Source organism: Seohaeicola sp. 4SK31 (assembly GCF_028802875.1).
GTDB lineage: Bacteria > Pseudomonadota > Alphaproteobacteria > Rhodobacterales > Rhodobacteraceae > Seohaeicola.
In genome coordinates this window covers 151,882-168,037 of sequence record NZ_JARAMP010000004.1, presented here as the reverse complement: position 1 = coordinate 168,037, position 16,156 = coordinate 151,882, and the positions used below count along the sequence as shown (strand labels likewise).

Here is a 16,156-nt window from a genome sequence, read left to right as displayed (position 1 = left end):
GATGGTCGCCTCACACAACAGATAATGGAGGTGAAAATGCCGGGAACTGTTCTGATCCTGGGCGGCAATGGCAAGATTGGTCATCACAGCGCCAAGGCATTTGCCGATGCGGGATGGAGGGTGCGCCGCTACGAGCGAGGCACTGACATGACGGCGGCAGCTATGGGATCGGATGTCATCGTCAACGGGCTGAACCCGCCCAACTACCACAATTGGACCAAGCTGATCCCAGAGATCACGGAACAGGTTATCGCAGCCGCCAAGGCCAGTGGGGCGTCCGTTATCCTTCCCGGCAATGTCTACAATTTTGGTGACGCAGGCGGCATCTGGTCCGAGGATACGCCGCAGCGCCCTGTCAGCCGCAAGGGATTGATCCGCATGCAGATGGAGGCACGCTATCGTGACAGCGGTGTGCAGACGATCGTGCTGCGGGCGGGCAATTTCATCGACCCCGACGGAAATGGCGACATCATGCAGCTTTTCGTGCTGCGGAACATCGCAAAGGGACGGATCACCCTTGGCGGCGGACCGGATGTGATGCAGGCGTGGTGCTATGTGCCTGATTGGGCGCGGGCAGCAGCAGCCCTGGCCGGGAAGCGCGACAGTCTGGCCATGTTCGAGGATATTCCCTTTCACGGGCACAGCTTCGACATGACTGAATTGAAGCATTGTCTTGAGACGCATCTTGGCCGTTCTTTGACCATCTCACGGTTTCCATGGGGGCTGATGCGTCTTGCGGCCCCCTTCTGGGAACTGGCGCGGGAACTGGGAGAGATGCGCTATCTCTGGGAAACGCCGCATCAACTGTCCGGAGCAAAGTTCGAACGTCTTCTGCCGGGCTTCCAGCCTACGTCGCAGCAGACGGTTATGCTGGCGGGTTTATCTGTGGCACAGCGGTCGCTCACTCAGGCTGCGCCAACGCGGCCGGCGGCCACTCAACCGTGACGCTGACCAGATGATGACGGCTGGCGGTCTGGACGATGGGCGCCATGGGATCGGCTGGATCAGGCCAGAAGACGTGGGAGTCGTGGACGGTCAGATCAGCCGAAGGCAGGATATAGTCAACGCGAAGGTTCCCCGGTCCGGGTGGCGGCCAGCGCACGGTGTCCAGTGCAGCGTCCCCGCGATGCGCCGGGTCCGCCTCTTGTATGCCGCCGCCCTTGGGTTGCGGGTCGGACAGGCGGGTATCTTGCAGCAATGCGCGCATCGCATCCGGCCGTCCCTCGCTGTCGACAGTGTCCATGTTGCTGTCGCCAATGATGACAAAGCGATCCTTTGGGGCAGGGCCAAAGGCACCGTCCAGATACAGGCTCCAGAACCTCGCCTCATCGTGGTTGCGGCGACCGTTGCGATCCTCGGGCCCGTCAAAAACGGGTGGGGTGGCATGAAAAGCCAGCAGCCAAAGAACCTGCCCCTGGATCTCGAACGGCACGGCCCAATGTCCTGTCGTGGACAGGCGTTGCACCGCCAACTCAGCACGCGCCAGCACCGGTGTGCCGTCGGGAAGCGTCAGCATGGCCTGAGGCATGTCGCGCCACAGGCGGGCGCTGTGATCCTGCACTTGATCCCTGCGCACAGGGTAGCGCGACAGGATGGCCATGCCGCCCTGACCGGCAAACTGACCAAAACCCTGCGCGTCCTGCGGTCCGCCCAGACGACCGTCGCCGTCAGCGTCCAACCCAGTGACAACACCTGTATTCGGCGGCAGCGCAAATATGTGGGGATAGGAGACCCCGGCAACGGCGATGGCATTTCGGAGCGCGGCAAGCGTGACCAGACCGTGATCATAGTCCACGTCAAGCAGCAGCAGGATATCCGGCGCGGCATGGGCGATGACCTGCGCCACGGCCAGAACCTGCGGGTCCGTGCCACCCGCGATGTCACGCAACAGCAGACCGGGTCCCTGCCGCGCAAGACTGGTGTGATACAGAGCAATATCGAGGCTCTGGGTCTTGCCCGGAGTCGGGCTTGTCAGAAGGCCGAGCAGACCGCAGACAGTCGCCGTGATCAGATTGGTTGCAAGCCCTCGGCTGCGGCATAGGTGCGACGTCGCTTGTCCTCGATCATGGCGGCGATACGGGCCATCGCGATGCCGCGCATCATCAGGCTGGCAGGAAGGAAAGCCCATAGGCACATCGTCCAGATCAGGGTTTGCGGAACCGCAAGCGCCCCGATGTCGATTGACCCGGCGGCGGCATAGACGGCACCTGGGATCAGAAATGGCAGGAGAAATCCTAAGATCAGGTTAATTCGCGCATGTGCCTTGAGGCGGTTCACCACATCCCCGCCCGATGTGGCGTCGAACATCGGCAGGTTGATCCAGACATTGAAAGCCCCGTGACGGGCTGGCCAACCATAGAGCCTGACCATCGCGGCGAAGATCAGGATCATGACAACGGACAGCGTGTAGCACACGCCCGCTGCCATGCGGACCGCCACGACCAATGTGTCCGGTGCTTCGATCGGCAGCATCAGCACGGCGAGGCGAACGGGCGAGAAGGGAAAATCGGTCATGTTCCCAAGGATCACGCCGATCGAGGTCATGATCTGGGTTGTCGTGCCGGGGTCGCTGTAGCCGCGATAGACCAGCGTCAGGATCAGAACAGCAAGAAAGATCATCGCGAAGCGTAGCCGGTTATAGGGCGGCGCGTGGCGAAAGGCGATGAGGCTGGGATAGGCCGAGTTGTATTCCATCATGACAAGGCCTGCGGCCAGCAGCGCCAGCAGCATCACGAACTGCGTGCCGTCGATCCCCACGCCGGAAATCAGCATGGAAGGCATGGCAATCAGCAGAGCCACCATGAGCGCGCGCAAGGCGGCGCCTGTCATTTGTCCGATCACTGTTCGTCCCCTTCAAACTGGCCGGACGTGATGCGGTGCCGCGTCCTGTTTCCAACTTGAAACCGCCAATAAAGACGGCATGCCTCAATATTGCCCAATTTTTGCCTTCTTTCCCGAAGGGCCTCAAGCCACTCATAAAGTTGACCGCAATTTTGAGGCAATTTGATGGACCAACTGATGCTGAAATGTACCAATGCTGGGGAGAATTTTGGCTCTTTTTCAGACATTTACAACATGTTGTGCCATGGCGGCCGTCGACCACCAAAGCAAAAGGCCGCCCCCCCGAGAGAAGCGGCCTTGCCGGATACTCACCATGTGACGTCACGCCATGACGCGATCAGACCCAAGGACGCTCCGATGCAAGCTTGCTTTCAAAGGACTTGATCGACGCCGCTTTCTCAAGCGTCAGCCCGATATCGTCCAGCCCGTTCATGAGGCAATGTTTCTTGAACGAATCGACATCGAAGGAGAAGACTTCACCATCCGACGATGTGATCGTCTGCGCCTCAAGGTCGATCTCGATTCTGGCGTTGGCACCTTTTTCGGCGTCCTTCATCAGAATATCGACCTGCTCTTGCGGCAACACGATCGGCAGGATGCCGTTCTTGAAGCAGTTGTTATAGAAAATATCAGCATAGCTGGGTGCGATCACGCAGCGGATACCGAAATCGAGCAACGCCCACGGGGCATGCTCGCGCGAGGAGCCACAGCCGAAATTGTCGCCCGCGACCAGAATTTCCGCGTTGCGATATTGCGGCTTGTTCAGCACGAAATCGGGGATCTCATTGCCTTCGCCGTCATAGCGCATCTCGTCAAACAGGTTCACGCCAAGGCCCGAGCGCTTGATCGTCTTGAGGAACTGCTTGGGGATGATCATGTCCGTATCGACGTTGATCAGGGGCAGCGGTGCGGCAATGCCGCTGAGTTTGGTGAATTTGTCCATTGTCTCTATCCTGTCTGTTCGACCATCGTCAGCCATTGCGAACAGGTCCGCACCGGCTGATTCACGGCTGCCCTGTTCACATCAATTCGCGCACATCGGTCAGATGCCCGGTCACGGCGGCGGCGGCGGCCATGGCGGGGCTCATCAGATGGGTGCGGCCACCGCGACCCTGACGGCCTTCGAAATTGCGATTGCTGGTCGCCGCGCAGCGTTCGCCTGGCGACAGCTGATCGGGGTTCATTGCCAGGCACATCGAGCATCCGGCCAGACGCCATTCAAAGCCCGCGTCGATGAAGATCTGTGCCAGACCCTCTTCTTCCGCTTGTGCGCGCACCAGACCCGATCCGGGCACGACCATGGCGCGCAGACCGTCCTTGATCTTCTTGCCCTTGAGGATCGCGGCTGCGGCGCGCAGATCCTCGATCCGGCCATTGGTGCAAGAGCCGATGAACACCGTGTCGATCTTGATCTGGTTCAGCGGCGTTCCGGGTTGCAGTCCCATGTACTCCAAAGAACGTTTCGCTGCTTCGACCTTGCCGCCAGTGAAATCCTCAGGCGCGGGAACGCTTGCGGTGATGGGCAGCACATCCTCGGGGCTGGTGCCCCATGTGACGACAGGGGCGATATCCTCGCCCTTGATGGTCACAACCTTGTCCCAATGCGCGTCTGGATCAGAATACAGTGTCTTCCACCAAGCCAGTGCCGCTTCCCACTGGGCACCTTTGGGCGCGTGGGGCCGCCCCATGACATATTCATAGGTCTTTTCATCGGGGGCGATCAGGCCGGCCCGTGCGCCGCCCTCGATCGCCATGTTGCAGACGGTCATGCGCCCTTCCATGGACAGGTCGCGGATCGCCTCGCCGCAGTATTCGATCACATAGCCTGTGCCGCCAGCGGTGCCGGTCTTCCCGATCACAGACAAGGTAATGTCCTTGGCGGTCACGCCGGGGCGCAGTTTCCCGGTGATCTCGACCTTCATGTTCTTGGATTTCTTCTGGATCAGGGTCTGGGTCGCCAGCACATGCTCGACCTCGGAGGTGCCGATGCCATGCGCCAAAGCGCCAAAGGCACCGTGGGTCGCTGTGTGGCTATCACCGCAAACCACGGTCATGCCCGGCAGGGTCCAGCCTTGCTCCGGGCCGACGATATGCACGATGCCCTGACGGATGTCGGACACGGGATAGTAGTGAATCCCGAAATCCTTGGCGTTCTTGTCCAGCGCTTCGACCTGGATCCGGCTTTCCTCGTTCTCGATCCCCTTGGCACGGTCCAGCGTCGTGGGGACGTTGTGATCGGGCACGGCGATGGTCTTGTCGGGGGCATGGACGGTGCGGCCCGCCATGCGCAGCCCTTCAAAGGCCTGCGGGCTGGTCACCTCGTGGACAAGGTGGCGGTCGATATACAGAAGGCAGGTGCCGTCGTCGGCTTCGTGGGCGACATGGGCATCCCAGATCTTGTCATAGAGCGTTTTGGGGGACATCGGTCCTCTCCCTTGGCTGGTGTTCTGGCTGTGGTCGAAAAAGCGGCGGGCGACCCTTATAGGCGGGCCAGCACCGTCAGGGATGCCCCGAAAAAGCGTTCGCGCAGACGCGCGCGGTCATCCATGTCGAAAATCCGTGTCATGGCAGGCGGGATACTATGCCTGAGCGAGTCTATCAAGGCCCGCGACCGGGTCAGGGGCTTGTCGCGTGGCATCCATCGTGCAACCCTTGTCCAAAGACGGGAGAGGTATGAACCAGGATATCCCCAACGATGGCACCATGGAGGTTGCTCTCGGCCTGCTGACGCAGATCGAGCTTTTCATGACAAGCCTTCTGCGGCCGTGGAACGCCTATCAGATCGGGATCGCTCTTGGGCTGCTGTTGGTCGCGCATCTGCTGGCCCGCGGTCTTGCGCCCCGTTTCAGCGAATGGTTGCGGCATCGCGAAGGGTGGCCCAAGTGGCGGATGCGCCTTGCTGTGACGCTACGCAATCGTTTGCGGTTGATCATTTTCGTCGCGATGATCTGGCCCTTGATATGGATCATGCGGGAAGTGACATGGTCAAGCCGCTCCTATCTTCTGGCAGTTGTGGCGCAACTGGCGCTTGCCTGGCTGGTCATCGCGATTCTCACCCGGATCATCGGCAACGCGGTGCTTCGTGCTTTGGTGCGCTATGTCGGCTGGGCATGGGTATCACTCTCGATCCTGGGACTGACGGATGACACGCGCGCCCTGCTGGACGGGTTGGCTATCGAGATAGCCGACACTCGGCTGTCGGTATGGCTGATTCTACAGGCGGTGATGATACTGGCGGTTCTGTTCACGCTGGCGCGCTTCATCACGCAGCAATCGACGCAGCGCATCAGCGCGAACGAGGATATAAGCCCCTCGATGCAGGTTCTGGCGGTCAAAACCCTGCAAGTCGGACTTTACGGCGCGGCCTTTTTCATCGGTTTGCGAACGGTGGGTTTCGATCTGACCGGTCTGGCTGTGCTGTCAGGCGCCATCGGCCTTGGACTGGGCTTCGGATTACAGAAGGTGGTGTCGAATCTTGTGTCCGGGGTGATCATCCTGCTGGACAAGTCGATCAAGCCCGGTGACGTCATAAGCCTTGGGGATACCTTCGGCTGGATCAACGCGCTGGGCGCGCGCTATGTCTCGGTAGTCACGCGGGACGGGCGCGAGTATCTGATTCCAAACGAGGATCTGATCACCGGACAGGTGGTCAACTGGTCACACTCCAACGAATTCGTGCGGTTGGATATCCATTTCGGGACTGCCTATGACGACGACCCCCACATGGTGCGCCGCATCGCGGTGGAGGCGGCGCAAAGTGTCGAGCGGGTGCTGGATTTCAAGCAGCCGGTTTGCCACATCACCGGCTTTGGCGACAGTTCCGTGGACTACATCCTGCGTTTATGGATAAAGGATCCCACCCAGGGGCTGACCAATATTCGCGGCAATGTCTATCTGGCATTGTGGGATGCCTTCAAGGCTAACGGTATCGCGATTCCCTTTCCACAACGAGAAGTGCGGCTTCTGGGGATGGGCGAGGGTCAGCCTGCCCTGCGCACGAGCGATTGACTCGGGCCGCCCATGGGTGCACAGGGCGTGCGCCGCTCATTGAGATTTGCATGATGCGATGCTATCTTTGAAGTGTGCCCAGCGCCGGGGCCCTGTCGGCGTGCCACAAGGAGGACAATGTCCTGTCACTCAACTTTGCAGCGGCGTCTGCCGCTCCGGTCGGTGCAACGATGACCGCAGCCCCGACACAAGTCACAAGCGAAGAGCTTCTGGCGCATATCCTGAACCAGCTTGAAGACGACAAGGCCGAAGAGATCGTGCAGATCGACCTGCGCGGCAAGACGGCTATTGGCGATTACATGGTGATCTGCTCGGGCCGGTCCTCGCGGCAGGTCTCGGCAATTGCCGAAAAGCTGGTGGATGACCTCAAGCAGACCTACGGACGGCTGAGCCGGATCGAAGGGAAGGAAACCGGCGACTGGGTGCTGATCGACACAGGCGATGTGATCGTCCACGTGTTCCGCCCCGAAGTGCGCGAATTCTATCAGCTTGAGAAAATGTGGATGCCCAGCGGCTCCGCGAAACCCGCGGCCGCCACGACGGTCTGATGCGGGTTCATATCTGCGCGGTGGGCCGGTTGCGGACCGGCCCGGAACGCGCATTGATCGACGACTACCTGACGCGGCTGGAGCGAAGTGGCCGGGTGCTTGGCCTTGGTCCGGTGCAGGTGCATGAGGTCGAGGATCGCAAGGGCGGCGGTATGGCGGCAGAGGCTGCCTTGCTGGATCGGGTGATCCCGAACGGCGCTCTGATCTGCACGCTGGACGAGCGTGGGACAGTCATGTCCTCACCAGATTTTGCCGAGAAACTGGCGGGTTGGCGGGATGCCGGGCGCGGTGACCTGGCCCTGGTCATTGGCGGCGCGGATGGGATCGACCCAGCCTTGCGCGCGCGCGCCGATTTCAGCCTGTCCTTCGGCAAGATGGTCTGGCCTCATATGTTGGTGCGCGTGATGCTGGCCGAGCAGCTTTATCGCGCGGCCTCGATCCTTGCCGGATCACCCTATCACAGGGTCTGACATTCATTCGCCGTAGGGCACCCAGATCGTCTTGATCTCGGTCGCTTGTTGCAGGAACGCGCGGCCCTCGCCTGCGGCTCCCATCCAGTCGCGCGCCTTGGCGTGATTCACCCAAGTGCGTTTGAGGTTGCCAGCGCTTGCCTCCTCGATCAGACGCGACAGCGGAGTCGATGAGAAACACCAGACAGCATCCACATCCATATGCGCGGCCAGCGTCGGTGCCAGATCGGCGTGGCTGCCGCTCAGGATGTTCACTACCCCGCCCGGCACATCCGAAGTGTCGAGGATCTGGTAAAAATCCGTTGCTGCCAGAGGATAGGCTTCGGAAGCGACCAACACTGCGCGGTTGCCCATGGCAATGGCAGGCGCCATCAGAGAGATCAGCCCCAGCAAGGGGGCATCATCCGGGCAGATGGCGCCGATCACGCCGACAGGGGCTGGCATGGCCATCGCGACGCCGCGCAGCGGCACGCCCTTGACGCTGCCATCATATTTGTCAGCCCAGGCAGCATAGGTGAACAGGCGACGGATGGCGGCATCGACCTCGGCCTTGCCGGACTTGGTGCCCTGCACCGCATCCAGAAGCGAGGCAAAGCCTTCAGCACGGGCGGACAGGTTCTCCGCGATGTAATAGAGAATCTGTGCCCGCAGATGCCCCGTCGTCGCCGACCAACCCGCCGCCCCACGCGCCGCTTCGACGGCGTTGCGGATGTCCTTGCGGCTGGCGATCGGGACCTGCCCCAGAATGCGTCCCGACCTTGCGTGAACATTTCGGCTATAGCCACCATCCGGGCGCGCCTGCTTGCCCCCGATATAGAGTTTGGGCGTCCTGTCGATTCCCGCCTCGGGCGCATCATCATTGCGGCCCGTAAACCCTGTGATCTGTCCCAGCGGCTTGGTCTTTGCACGCGGCTTTGTATAGGCCGCCAGCCCTTCCCAACCGCCTTCACGCCCGAACCCGCTTTCGCGGATTCCGCCAAATGGGGCGGCGGCGTCGAACATGTTTGTCCCGTTGACCCAGATCACACCCGCTGCCAGTTTCGGGGCCACGCCCAGCGCAAGGTTCACATTCTCAGACCACACGCTGGCCGCCAGCCCGTAGCGGGTATTGTTGGCCAGATCCACCGCTTCTGACGGTGTGCGGAACGTGGTCGAGACCAGAACAGGGCCGAAAATCTCGTCTTGCATAAGCGGTGATGCGGTGGACAGGCCGGTGATCAGCGTGGGCGGATAGAAGCACCCTCCATCCGGCAAGGTCGCGGCGCTGCGATGCACCTGGCCGTCGTTGCAGGCATCCACCATCGCACGGACGCGATTCAACTGTTCCGGGCTGACCATCGCACCGATGTCGATGCTTTTGTCCAGGGGATTGCCTATCCGCAGCTTGTCCATCCGGGCGCGCAGCTTGGCGTGGAAACGATCCGCCACCCCCTCTTGCACCAGCAGGCGCGAGCCCGCGCAGCAGACCTGCCCCTGATTGAACCAGATCGCATCGACCAGTCCCTCGACGGCTGAATCCAGATCGGCGTCATCAAACACGATATAGGGGGATTTGCCCCCCAGCTCCAAGGTCAGGGCCTTGCCGCTGCCCGCTGTGGCCTGCCGGATGCGACGCCCCACCTCGGTCGATCCGGTGAAGGCGATCTTGTCGATGCCGGGATGGGTCACGATCATCTCGCCCACCGCGCCATCGCCGGTCACGATATTGACCACGCCCTTGGGCAACCCGACTTGGCGGCAGATGTCAGCAAACAAAAGTGCGGTCAGCGAAGTCTGTTCCGCCGGTTTCAGCACCACCGTATTGCCGGCCGCCAGCGCGGGGGCCACCTTCCAAGCCAGCATCAGCAGGGGAAAGTTCCACGGTATGATCTGCCCGCAGACGCCGAACGCCTGACGGTCGGGCTGTTCGCTCTCCATCAGTTGCGCAAGGCCGGCGTGGAAATAGAAATGGCGATGCACAAGTGGAATGTCGATGTCCCGCGCCTCACGGATCGGCTTGCCGTTGTCCAACACCTCGAGCACAGAGAAAAGACGCGCGTGTTTCTGCACCTGCCGCGCCAAGGCATATAGGTATCGCGCGCGGCCATGACCGCCCAGACCTTCCCATTTGCCCTGCGCCCGTCGTGCGGCGGTAACGGCTGCATCCACATCGGTCTGTGTGGCTTGGCTCAATGTCGCCAGCACCTCTCCAGTGGCGGGATTGCGCGCCTCAAACCCGTCACCGGGGCTGGTGAAGACCCCCCCGATGAAATGGCCGAAACGGTCACCCTGATCCACCAGCCAGGCCAGTGCTTCAGAGGCTGATTCCGGAGCGGTGCCATAATCCATCGTCTCGAAGATATCCATGACGCTCATGCCTTCATCGTTCCCCAAATACTCAAATCCGTCCACCTGACATCAGGCGAGCGGGTGCCGCCAGGCCGCCGAATAACTGCCTGTCACGTGATGCTCCAACTGCCGTTCGATATCGCCAAGCAGGCTCGATGCGCCAAAGCGGAACAGGTCGGGCTGCATCCAGCGGTGGCCCAGTTCCTCTTTGATCAGGCTGAGATACACGAGCGCATCCTTGGCCTTGGAAATGCCACCCGCCGGTTTGTAGCCGATCTTGATCCCCGTGCGTTCGTGATAGTCGCGGATGGCCCGGATCATCACAAGGCTGACGGGCAAAGTGGCGTTGATGCTTTCCTTGCCGGTCGAGGTTTTGATGAAATCCGCCCCGCCCATCATGCAGACAAGGCTTGCGCGGGCGACGTTGCGCAGGCTGCCCAGTTCGCCTGTGGCAAGGATCGCTTTCACATGGGCATCGCCGCAGGCCGCGCGCATCTGGCGCATCTCGTCATAGAGCGCCTGCCAGTTCCCGGTCAGGACATGTCGACGAGAGATCACGATGTCGATTTCCCTTGCCCCTGCCTTCACGCTCTCGCCGATCTCGGCAAGGCGCAGGTGAAAGGGCGACAACCCGGCCGGAAAGCCTGTTGAGACGGCGGCGACCGGGATTCCGCTGCCCTCCAATGCGCGAACAGCGGCAGGCACCATGTCGTGATAGACGCAGACTGCCCCGACGGTGATGTCAGGCATCCCCAGTGCCGCCAGCAGGTCAGGGCGCACGGGCTGGCGTGCCTTGGCACAGAGCCGGGCGACACGTCCCTCGGTGTCGTCACCGGCCAAGGTGGTCAGATCAATGCAGGTGATTGCCTTCAGAAGCCATGCGGCCTGATAATCCTTCTTGACCGACCGCCGCGTCCCAAGACTGGCCGCGCGCCGTTCTATGGCGGAACTGTTGGCCTGCACGGCGCGCACCCAATCCATATCCAGCTCCATGCCGGGATTGCGTGTCTCGTGCGCAGGCAGGGTCTGGGGAAGATGCGTTGTTGGCACTGTAGGGGTTTGCTGCATGTCACACTCGGTTTCGGCGTCGCGCCAAAGGTCGCATGTGCCCGGATCAGAGGCAAGCATGCCGCAACATTGCCATCACGACGTTTTGTTTTGCGAATAATTCGCAATTACATTGACAAAGTTGCGAACCATTCTCAATATCCGCCCAACGTCCCGCTGTTATCATGTCTTACGTTCAAAAGGTGACCCGATGACCCTGACACGACGCCATGTCCTGACCGCCTTTGCCGCCAGCATCGCCGTGCCGCGCCTTGCCATGGCCCAGACCTCCCAACCTCCGTTGTCCATCGTTGCCACGACCGGGATGGTCGCAGATGCGGCCCGGCAGGTGGGAGGAGATCTTGTCACCGTCACCGCGCTGATGGGGCCGGGGATCGACCCGCATTCCTATCGCCAGACCCGCAGCGACATTGTTGCCATGTCCCGTGCCGATCTGGTGCTTTGGCACGGGCTGTATCTTGAGGCACAGCTTGAAGATGTCCTTCTGGATCTTGGCCGGACCCGCACTGTCGTTGCGGTGGGCGAGGCTGTTCCCGTGGCCGACCGGATCGCACATCCCGATTACGAGGGTCGCTTTGACCCACATGTCTGGATGGACCCCGATTTGTGGCGCCATGTCGTGCTGGCCGTGCGCGACACCTTGAGCACCGCAAGACCTGACGAGGCCGACACCTTCGCCGCCAATGCCGAGGCGCATCTGGCCGATTTGACCCGACTGTCTGCCTATAAGGCGCGGAGCCTGTCCTCGGTGCCCAAGGAGGCGCGGGTCTTGCTGACCGCCCATGACGCTTTCGGCTATTTCGGCCGCGCGCAAGGCTTTGAGGTGATGGGTATTCAAGGCATCTCGACCGAGTCCGAGGCAGGGCTGAACCGGATCGGTGAACTGGTCGACATGCTGGTTGAGCGCCAGATTGGTGCCGTGTTCGTGGAAAGCTCGGTGTCTGACCGAAATATCCGTGCGCTTATTGAAGGGGCGGCCGCCAAGGGCCATGCGGTGCGCGTCGGGGGCGAAGTTTACTCGGACGCGATGGGGCCGGACGGCACCTATGAGGGCACCTATCTTGGCATGCTGGATCACAACATCTCGACCATCGCCGGTGCGTTGGGCGGTGATGTGCCGCCTCGCGGCATGGACGGCAAACTGAGCGCGGGTCTCTGAAAATGGCGCATCCCCTGTCGACCCCACGGAGCCTGTTGCAAACGGAAGGTACGGTCGCCGCCACGCCGGCACCGCCCCCCGCCCTTCAGGTGGGAGGGCTGACCGTGGCCTATGGCGAAAAGCCCGTGGTGTTCTCCGTCGACATGTCGGTAGCGCAAGGCACGATGACCGCGATTGTCGGCCCGAATGGTGCGGGCAAGTCGACCTTGCTCAAAGCGGTTCTCGGATTGGTCAAACCCTTGTCGGGCGAGGTGCGCCTGTTCGGCCTGCCGCTGTCGCGCGCCAGGGACCGCGTGGCATATGTGCCGCAAGGCGCCAGCGTTGACTGGGATTTCCCGGCCCGCGTGATTGACGTGGTGCTGATGGGGCTTCACCGCGAGTTGGGCCTGCTGCGTCGGGTCCGGCCCGCGCATCTGGACCGCGCCCGCGCGTGTCTGGCCCGTGTCGGGATGGAAGATTTCGCTACCCGTCAGATCGGGCAACTGTCCGGCGGGCAGCAACAGCGCGTCTTTCTGGCCCGCGCCTTGGCGCAATCAGCGGACCTTTATCTGCTGGACGAACCGTTCGCCGGCGTCGACGCCGCGACCGAGAAAGCCATCATCGCGGTTCTGAAAGACCTCAGGGTCGAGGGGCGCACCATCGTGGCCGTGCACCATGACCTGTCAACGATCCGCGCCTATTTCGAACATATGTTCCTGATCAATATGCGTGCCATCGCCGCCGGTCCGGTTGCCGAGGTATTTACCGCCGCCAACCTCCAGCGCGCCTATGGGGGGCGACTGGGCGAGGCGCAGGTCGCAGGGATGCAGGCCGGGGATGCCACGCCATGATCTGGCAGGCGCTGACCTTGCAACTGGGATACAATGCCACGCTGGTGGCAATTGGTGCCACGATGCTGGGGATCGCCGCAGGGGTAACAGGCAGTTTTCTGTTCCTGCGTAAACGCGCCCTAGTCTCGGATGCGGTGTCCCACGCCACGCTGCCTGGGATCGGGCTTGCCTTCATCGTGATGGTCGCACTGGGCGGCGAGGGGCGTTTTCTGCCGGGGCTGATGCTGGGCGCTGCCGTGTCGTCGGGTCTGGGTTTGCTGGTGATAGGCTGGATGATCCGCCGGACGCGCCTGACGGAAGACGCGGCGATCGGTGCTGTCTTGTCGGTGTTCTTTGGTGCAGGGATCGTGATCCTGACCGTGATCCAATCAATGCAGGCAGGCCGTCAGGCGGGGCTTGAATCTGTCCTGCTTGGATCAACCGCCGGGATGCTGCGCGCTGATGCGTTGGTGATCGCGGCGGGTGGGGCGCTTGTGCTGTTGCTGGTGATGCTGCTGCGTCGCCCGATGCTGGCGGTGGGGTTTGACCCGGACTTCGCGGCGGTGACAGGCACGAATGTCGCGCGGATCGATCTGGCGATGATGGGTCTGGTCATGGCCGTGACCGTCTTGGGCATCACGACCGTGGGTCTGGTGCTGATCGTGGCGCTGCTGATCATCCCGGCGGTCACGGCGCGGCTCTGGACGGATAACGCGCTGCGGATGGTGGGGCTTGCGGGACTCGCTGGAGGGCTTGCCGCCTTTGTCGGCGCTGCAGTCTCGGCCACGGCGCCGGCCTTGCCTACAGGACCGATCATCGTGCTGGCCAGCTTCGTTCTCTTCGTTCTGTCAATCGCGCTGGCACCTGCGCGCGGTGGGGTGGCATTGCTGCTGCGGCAGATGCGCTTTCGCCGCAGGGTGCATCGCCGTCAGGGGTTGCTTGCGCTGGCTGCGGGTCAGCCGATCCACGAACCCTTTACCTTGACACTTCTCGCCCGTGAAGGAATGGCCCGCGCCGATGGCGTTCCAACCGAGGCCGGGCGCATCGCCGCCGCCAAGGCGCTGCTGGACGAAGCGCGCTGGGCCGCCTTGCGCGGTGATCCGGCGCAGGGTCTGACTGCCAGTCGCTATGACGGGCTGACTCCGATCGAAACTGTCCTGACTCCGGACCAGATCGCCGAACTCGATCGCCACTTGCCGCGCCCGCAGGCGGTGATCTGATGGGTGCCGAGTTTGTCGCCCTTTCCCTGACGCCGTTGCTGATTGGTGTGCTGGCCGCCGTCACCTGCGCCTTGCCGGGGAACTTCTTGTTGTTGCGGCGTCAGGCACTGATCGGGGATGCCATCAGCCATGTGGTCCTGCCGGGGATCGTGGCGGCATTCCTGCTGACGGGACGCGTCGCGGCGCTGCCCATGATGCTGGGGGCCGCCGGAGCCGCCCTTGTCTCGGTCGTGCTGATCGAAGCCGTGCGCCGCACCGCGCGGATCGAGGCGGGCGCGGCCATGGGGGTGATCTTCACCACGCTCTTCGCTGCGGGTGTCCTGCTTCTGGAACAATCGGATACCAGCGGCGTGCATCTGGATGTGGAACACGCACTCTATGGCAACCTGGAAAGCCTGATCTGGCTGGATGCCACGGGTTGGGCCTCGCTGCTGGATCCGGTGGCCTTGTCTGGTCTGCCGCCAGAATTGCCGCGCATGGCGGTGGCTCTCCTCATCGTGGCTCTGTCCATTGCTGTGATGTGGCGGCCGCTGGCGATTGCGACCTTCGACGAGGGTTTCGCCGCCACGCTCGGCCTGCCGGTCCGTGCAATCGGGCTGGCACTGGTGATGCTGGCGGCCTTGGCGGCCGTGGCGGCTTTCGACGCCGTCGGCTCGATCATCGTGATCGCCATGTTCATCTGCCCTCCCGCCGCCGCGCGGATGATGACCGACAGGTTACTGGCCCAGGCGGCGTGGAGCGTCGGATTTGCCATACTTTCAGCGGTTCTGGGATATGTGCTTGCCGGCTATGGTCCCCTATGGCTGGGTTTCGCCAATTCAGTCAGCGCGGCGGGCATGATCGCGACGGTTTCAGGTCTGATTCTTGGCGTCACGATGATGATCGGCCCCTGTCGCCGCCGCGCCGGGGGCGCCACCGTGCGCTGAGCTTTCCACTTGCCTGAAGTATCCCTGCCTGAGGCGCCCTCCACCGCAAGGCACGTATGTCTCAGCGTGTTTTCTGCCGCAGCGCCATCAGCCCGTCCCGCGCGGCGTCGCTTGGGTTCAGGGTCTCGACCGGAACGCCCTGCGATGACAATGCTTCGGAATAGAGGCTGTTCTGCGCGATCACGATCACCTGCTGGCCCAGCCAATAGGGCCGCATCGCCGCCAGTTCCGCCCCCAAAAGATGCCCGGCCACAGCATCAGCCGACTCCGCGAGTTCTGCACTGCGCAGGTGCAGCGCCAGACGCTCGGGTCGTGACATGGTGTCGGTCAGGGCCGCCAGATCGGCGTGATCGGCAGCCCCCAACGCGCGGGCCAGTTCCGGCGTCAGGGCAGACTGAAAACTGACCACCTCTTCGGCGCTGATCTGACACCAGTGGGTGACTTCGGTCATGGGAAGGCAGATGACACCGTCCCAGTTCCGACGTGTTGCCAAGGCACCGGCAATCCGCAATCGGGCGACAGGGTCCAGATGGCCGCGCGGCCGGTCTTGTGTCATCGCGGGCATCGGCAAGGCGTCAGGCAGAACGGGCGCTGGCACGGGTTGGGCTGTGCATCCCCGGTCAACAGTCAGCACAGGCGCATCGCCCAACTGGGCCAGAACGGCGGCGAGGTTCTGGCCGGATGCAGCCGCGACGACGCTTGCTCCATCAAATCGCCAGCCGGAGGCAATGCCACCGTTGTCTTCGATCCCGATCCAGATGTCCTGTGTCATAGTGGTG

The 16,156-nt window shown here is 62.3% G+C and carries 16 protein-coding genes; 8 read left to right on the top strand and 8 right to left on the bottom strand.

Annotated features, from left to right (window positions below; genetic code table 11):
• Window positions 1-36 precede the first annotated feature (36 nt).
• The gene (locus PVW27_RS05140; protein ID WP_274555720.1) at window positions 37-945 is read left to right on the top strand and encodes an epimerase; all 909 of its coding nucleotides are present in this window, start codon (window positions 37-39) and stop codon (window positions 943-945) included.
• Here PVW27_RS05140 and PVW27_RS05135 read toward each other — a convergent pair.
• From PVW27_RS05135 to PVW27_RS05115, 5 genes are all read right to left on the bottom strand, one after another.
• Window positions 902-1,888 (bottom strand): endonuclease/exonuclease/phosphatase family protein, encoded by a 987-nt coding sequence (locus PVW27_RS05135; RefSeq protein WP_274555718.1) that lies wholly within the window; start codon window positions 1,886-1,888, stop codon window positions 902-904. The two genes, PVW27_RS05140 and PVW27_RS05135, sit on opposite strands and share 44 nt — an antisense overlap.
• A gap of 119 nt (window positions 1,889-2,007) precedes the next feature.
• Window positions 2,008-2,841 carry a hypothetical protein gene (locus PVW27_RS05130; protein ID WP_274555717.1) on the bottom strand — a complete coding sequence of 278 codons (834 nt, stop codon included), beginning with the start codon at window positions 2,839-2,841 and terminating at the stop codon, window positions 2,008-2,010.
• Window positions 2,842-3,178: 337 nt separating this feature from the next.
• Window positions 3,179-3,784 carry a 3-isopropylmalate dehydratase small subunit gene (gene leuD, locus PVW27_RS05125; RefSeq protein ID WP_274555715.1) on the bottom strand — a complete coding sequence of 202 codons (606 nt, stop codon included), beginning with the start codon at window positions 3,782-3,784 and terminating at the stop codon, window positions 3,179-3,181.
• A gap of 76 nt (window positions 3,785-3,860) precedes the next feature.
• A complete protein-coding gene (leuC, locus tag PVW27_RS05120) occupies window positions 3,861-5,264 on the bottom strand; it encodes a 3-isopropylmalate dehydratase large subunit (protein WP_274555713.1) in 1,404 nt (467 codons plus the stop codon).
• 56 nt (window positions 5,265-5,320) lie between these two features.
• Window positions 5,321-5,479, bottom strand: a complete 159-nt coding sequence (locus tag PVW27_RS05115) for a hypothetical protein (RefSeq protein WP_274555711.1) — start codon at window positions 5,477-5,479, stop codon at window positions 5,321-5,323.
• Between the two features lie 35 nt (window positions 5,480-5,514).
• Between PVW27_RS05115 and PVW27_RS05110 the strand changes: the two genes are divergently transcribed.
• The 3 genes from PVW27_RS05110 to rlmH all read left to right on the top strand — a co-directional run bounded on the left by PVW27_RS05110 (window position 5,515) and on the right by rlmH (window position 7,867).
• Complete coding sequence (locus PVW27_RS05110; RefSeq protein ID WP_274555709.1) at window positions 5,515-6,849, top strand: mechanosensitive ion channel family protein; 1,335 nt, start codon at window positions 5,515-5,517, stop codon at window positions 6,847-6,849.
• A gap of 170 nt (window positions 6,850-7,019) precedes the next feature.
• Window positions 7,020-7,397 (top strand): ribosome silencing factor, encoded by a 378-nt coding sequence (rsfS, locus tag PVW27_RS05105; RefSeq protein WP_274555707.1) that lies wholly within the window; start codon window positions 7,020-7,022, stop codon window positions 7,395-7,397.
• On the top strand, window positions 7,397-7,867 hold the full coding sequence (rlmH, locus tag PVW27_RS05100) for a 23S rRNA (pseudouridine(1915)-N(3))-methyltransferase RlmH (protein ID WP_274555705.1): 471 nt from the start codon (window positions 7,397-7,399) through the stop codon (window positions 7,865-7,867). Before rsfS ends, rlmH begins: the two co-directional genes overlap by 1 nt.
• A gap of 3 nt (window positions 7,868-7,870) precedes the next feature.
• Here rlmH and PVW27_RS05095 read toward each other — a convergent pair whose 3' ends face one another.
• Window positions 7,871-10,222 (bottom strand): aldehyde dehydrogenase family protein, encoded by a 2,352-nt coding sequence (locus PVW27_RS05095; protein ID WP_274555703.1) that lies wholly within the window; start codon window positions 10,220-10,222, stop codon window positions 7,871-7,873.
• A gap of 42 nt (window positions 10,223-10,264) precedes the next feature.
• Entirely contained in the window at window positions 10,265-11,263 is a 999-nt protein-coding gene (gene deoC / locus PVW27_RS05090) for a deoxyribose-phosphate aldolase (protein ID WP_274555701.1), read from the bottom strand.
• A gap of 190 nt (window positions 11,264-11,453) precedes the next feature.
• On the opposite strand from deoC, the gene PVW27_RS05085 reads away from it, so the two are divergent.
• The 4 genes from PVW27_RS05085 to PVW27_RS05070 are packed head-to-tail and all read left to right on the top strand — an operon-like array spanning window position 11,454 to window position 15,377.
• A complete protein-coding gene (locus PVW27_RS05085; RefSeq protein ID WP_274555699.1) occupies window positions 11,454-12,422 on the top strand; it encodes a metal ABC transporter solute-binding protein, Zn/Mn family in 969 nt (322 codons plus the stop codon).
• Between the two features lie 2 nt (window positions 12,423-12,424).
• The gene (locus PVW27_RS05080; RefSeq protein WP_274555697.1) at window positions 12,425-13,252 is read left to right on the top strand and encodes a metal ABC transporter ATP-binding protein; all 828 of its coding nucleotides are present in this window, start codon (window positions 12,425-12,427) and stop codon (window positions 13,250-13,252) included.
• Entirely contained in the window at window positions 13,249-14,451 is a 1,203-nt protein-coding gene (locus tag PVW27_RS05075; protein ID WP_274555695.1) for a metal ABC transporter permease, read from the top strand. Before PVW27_RS05080 ends, PVW27_RS05075 begins: the two co-directional genes overlap by 4 nt.
• The gene (locus PVW27_RS05070) at window positions 14,451-15,377 is read left to right on the top strand and encodes a metal ABC transporter permease (RefSeq protein WP_274555694.1); all 927 of its coding nucleotides are present in this window, start codon (window positions 14,451-14,453) and stop codon (window positions 15,375-15,377) included. The genes PVW27_RS05075 and PVW27_RS05070 overlap by 1 nt, the downstream gene beginning before the upstream one ends.
• A gap of 61 nt (window positions 15,378-15,438) precedes the next feature.
• Here the strand turns inward: PVW27_RS05070 and PVW27_RS05065 are convergent, their stop codons facing one another.
• Window positions 15,439-16,149 (bottom strand): 2-dehydro-3-deoxygalactonokinase, encoded by a 711-nt coding sequence (locus PVW27_RS05065; RefSeq protein WP_274555693.1) that lies wholly within the window; start codon window positions 16,147-16,149, stop codon window positions 15,439-15,441.
• Between the last annotated feature and the right edge of the window lie 7 nt (window positions 16,150-16,156).

Coding starts and splice junctions, on each gene's coding strand:
- PVW27_RS05140 (WP_274555720.1), top strand. CDS start 37: ATGCCGGGAACTGTTCTGATCCTGGGCGGCAATGGCAAGATTGGTCAT.
- leuD (WP_274555715.1), bottom strand. CDS start 3,784: ATGGACAAATTCACCAAACTCAGCGGCATTGCCGCACCGCTGCCCCTG.
- leuC (WP_274555713.1), bottom strand. CDS start 5,264: ATGTCCCCCAAAACGCTCTATGACAAGATCTGGGATGCCCATGTCGCC.
- PVW27_RS05115 (WP_274555711.1), bottom strand. CDS start 5,479: ATGCCACGCGACAAGCCCCTGACCCGGTCGCGGGCCTTGATAGACTCG.
- PVW27_RS05110 (WP_274555709.1), top strand. CDS start 5,515: ATGAACCAGGATATCCCCAACGATGGCACCATGGAGGTTGCTCTCGGC.
- rsfS (WP_274555707.1), top strand. CDS start 7,020: ATGACCGCAGCCCCGACACAAGTCACAAGCGAAGAGCTTCTGGCGCAT.
- rlmH (WP_274555705.1), top strand. CDS start 7,397: ATGCGGGTTCATATCTGCGCGGTGGGCCGGTTGCGGACCGGCCCGGAA.
- PVW27_RS05095 (WP_274555703.1), bottom strand. CDS start 10,222: ATGAGCGTCATGGATATCTTCGAGACGATGGATTATGGCACCGCTCCG.
- deoC (WP_274555701.1), bottom strand. CDS start 11,263: ATGCAGCAAACCCCTACAGTGCCAACAACGCATCTTCCCCAGACCCTG.
- PVW27_RS05085 (WP_274555699.1), top strand. CDS start 11,454: ATGACCCTGACACGACGCCATGTCCTGACCGCCTTTGCCGCCAGCATC.
- PVW27_RS05080 (WP_274555697.1), top strand. CDS start 12,425: ATGGCGCATCCCCTGTCGACCCCACGGAGCCTGTTGCAAACGGAAGGT.
- PVW27_RS05075 (WP_274555695.1), top strand. CDS start 13,249: ATGATCTGGCAGGCGCTGACCTTGCAACTGGGATACAATGCCACGCTG.
- PVW27_RS05070 (WP_274555694.1), top strand. CDS start 14,451: ATGGGTGCCGAGTTTGTCGCCCTTTCCCTGACGCCGTTGCTGATTGGT.
- PVW27_RS05065 (WP_274555693.1), bottom strand. CDS start 16,149: ATGACACAGGACATCTGGATCGGGATCGAAGACAACGGTGGCATTGCC.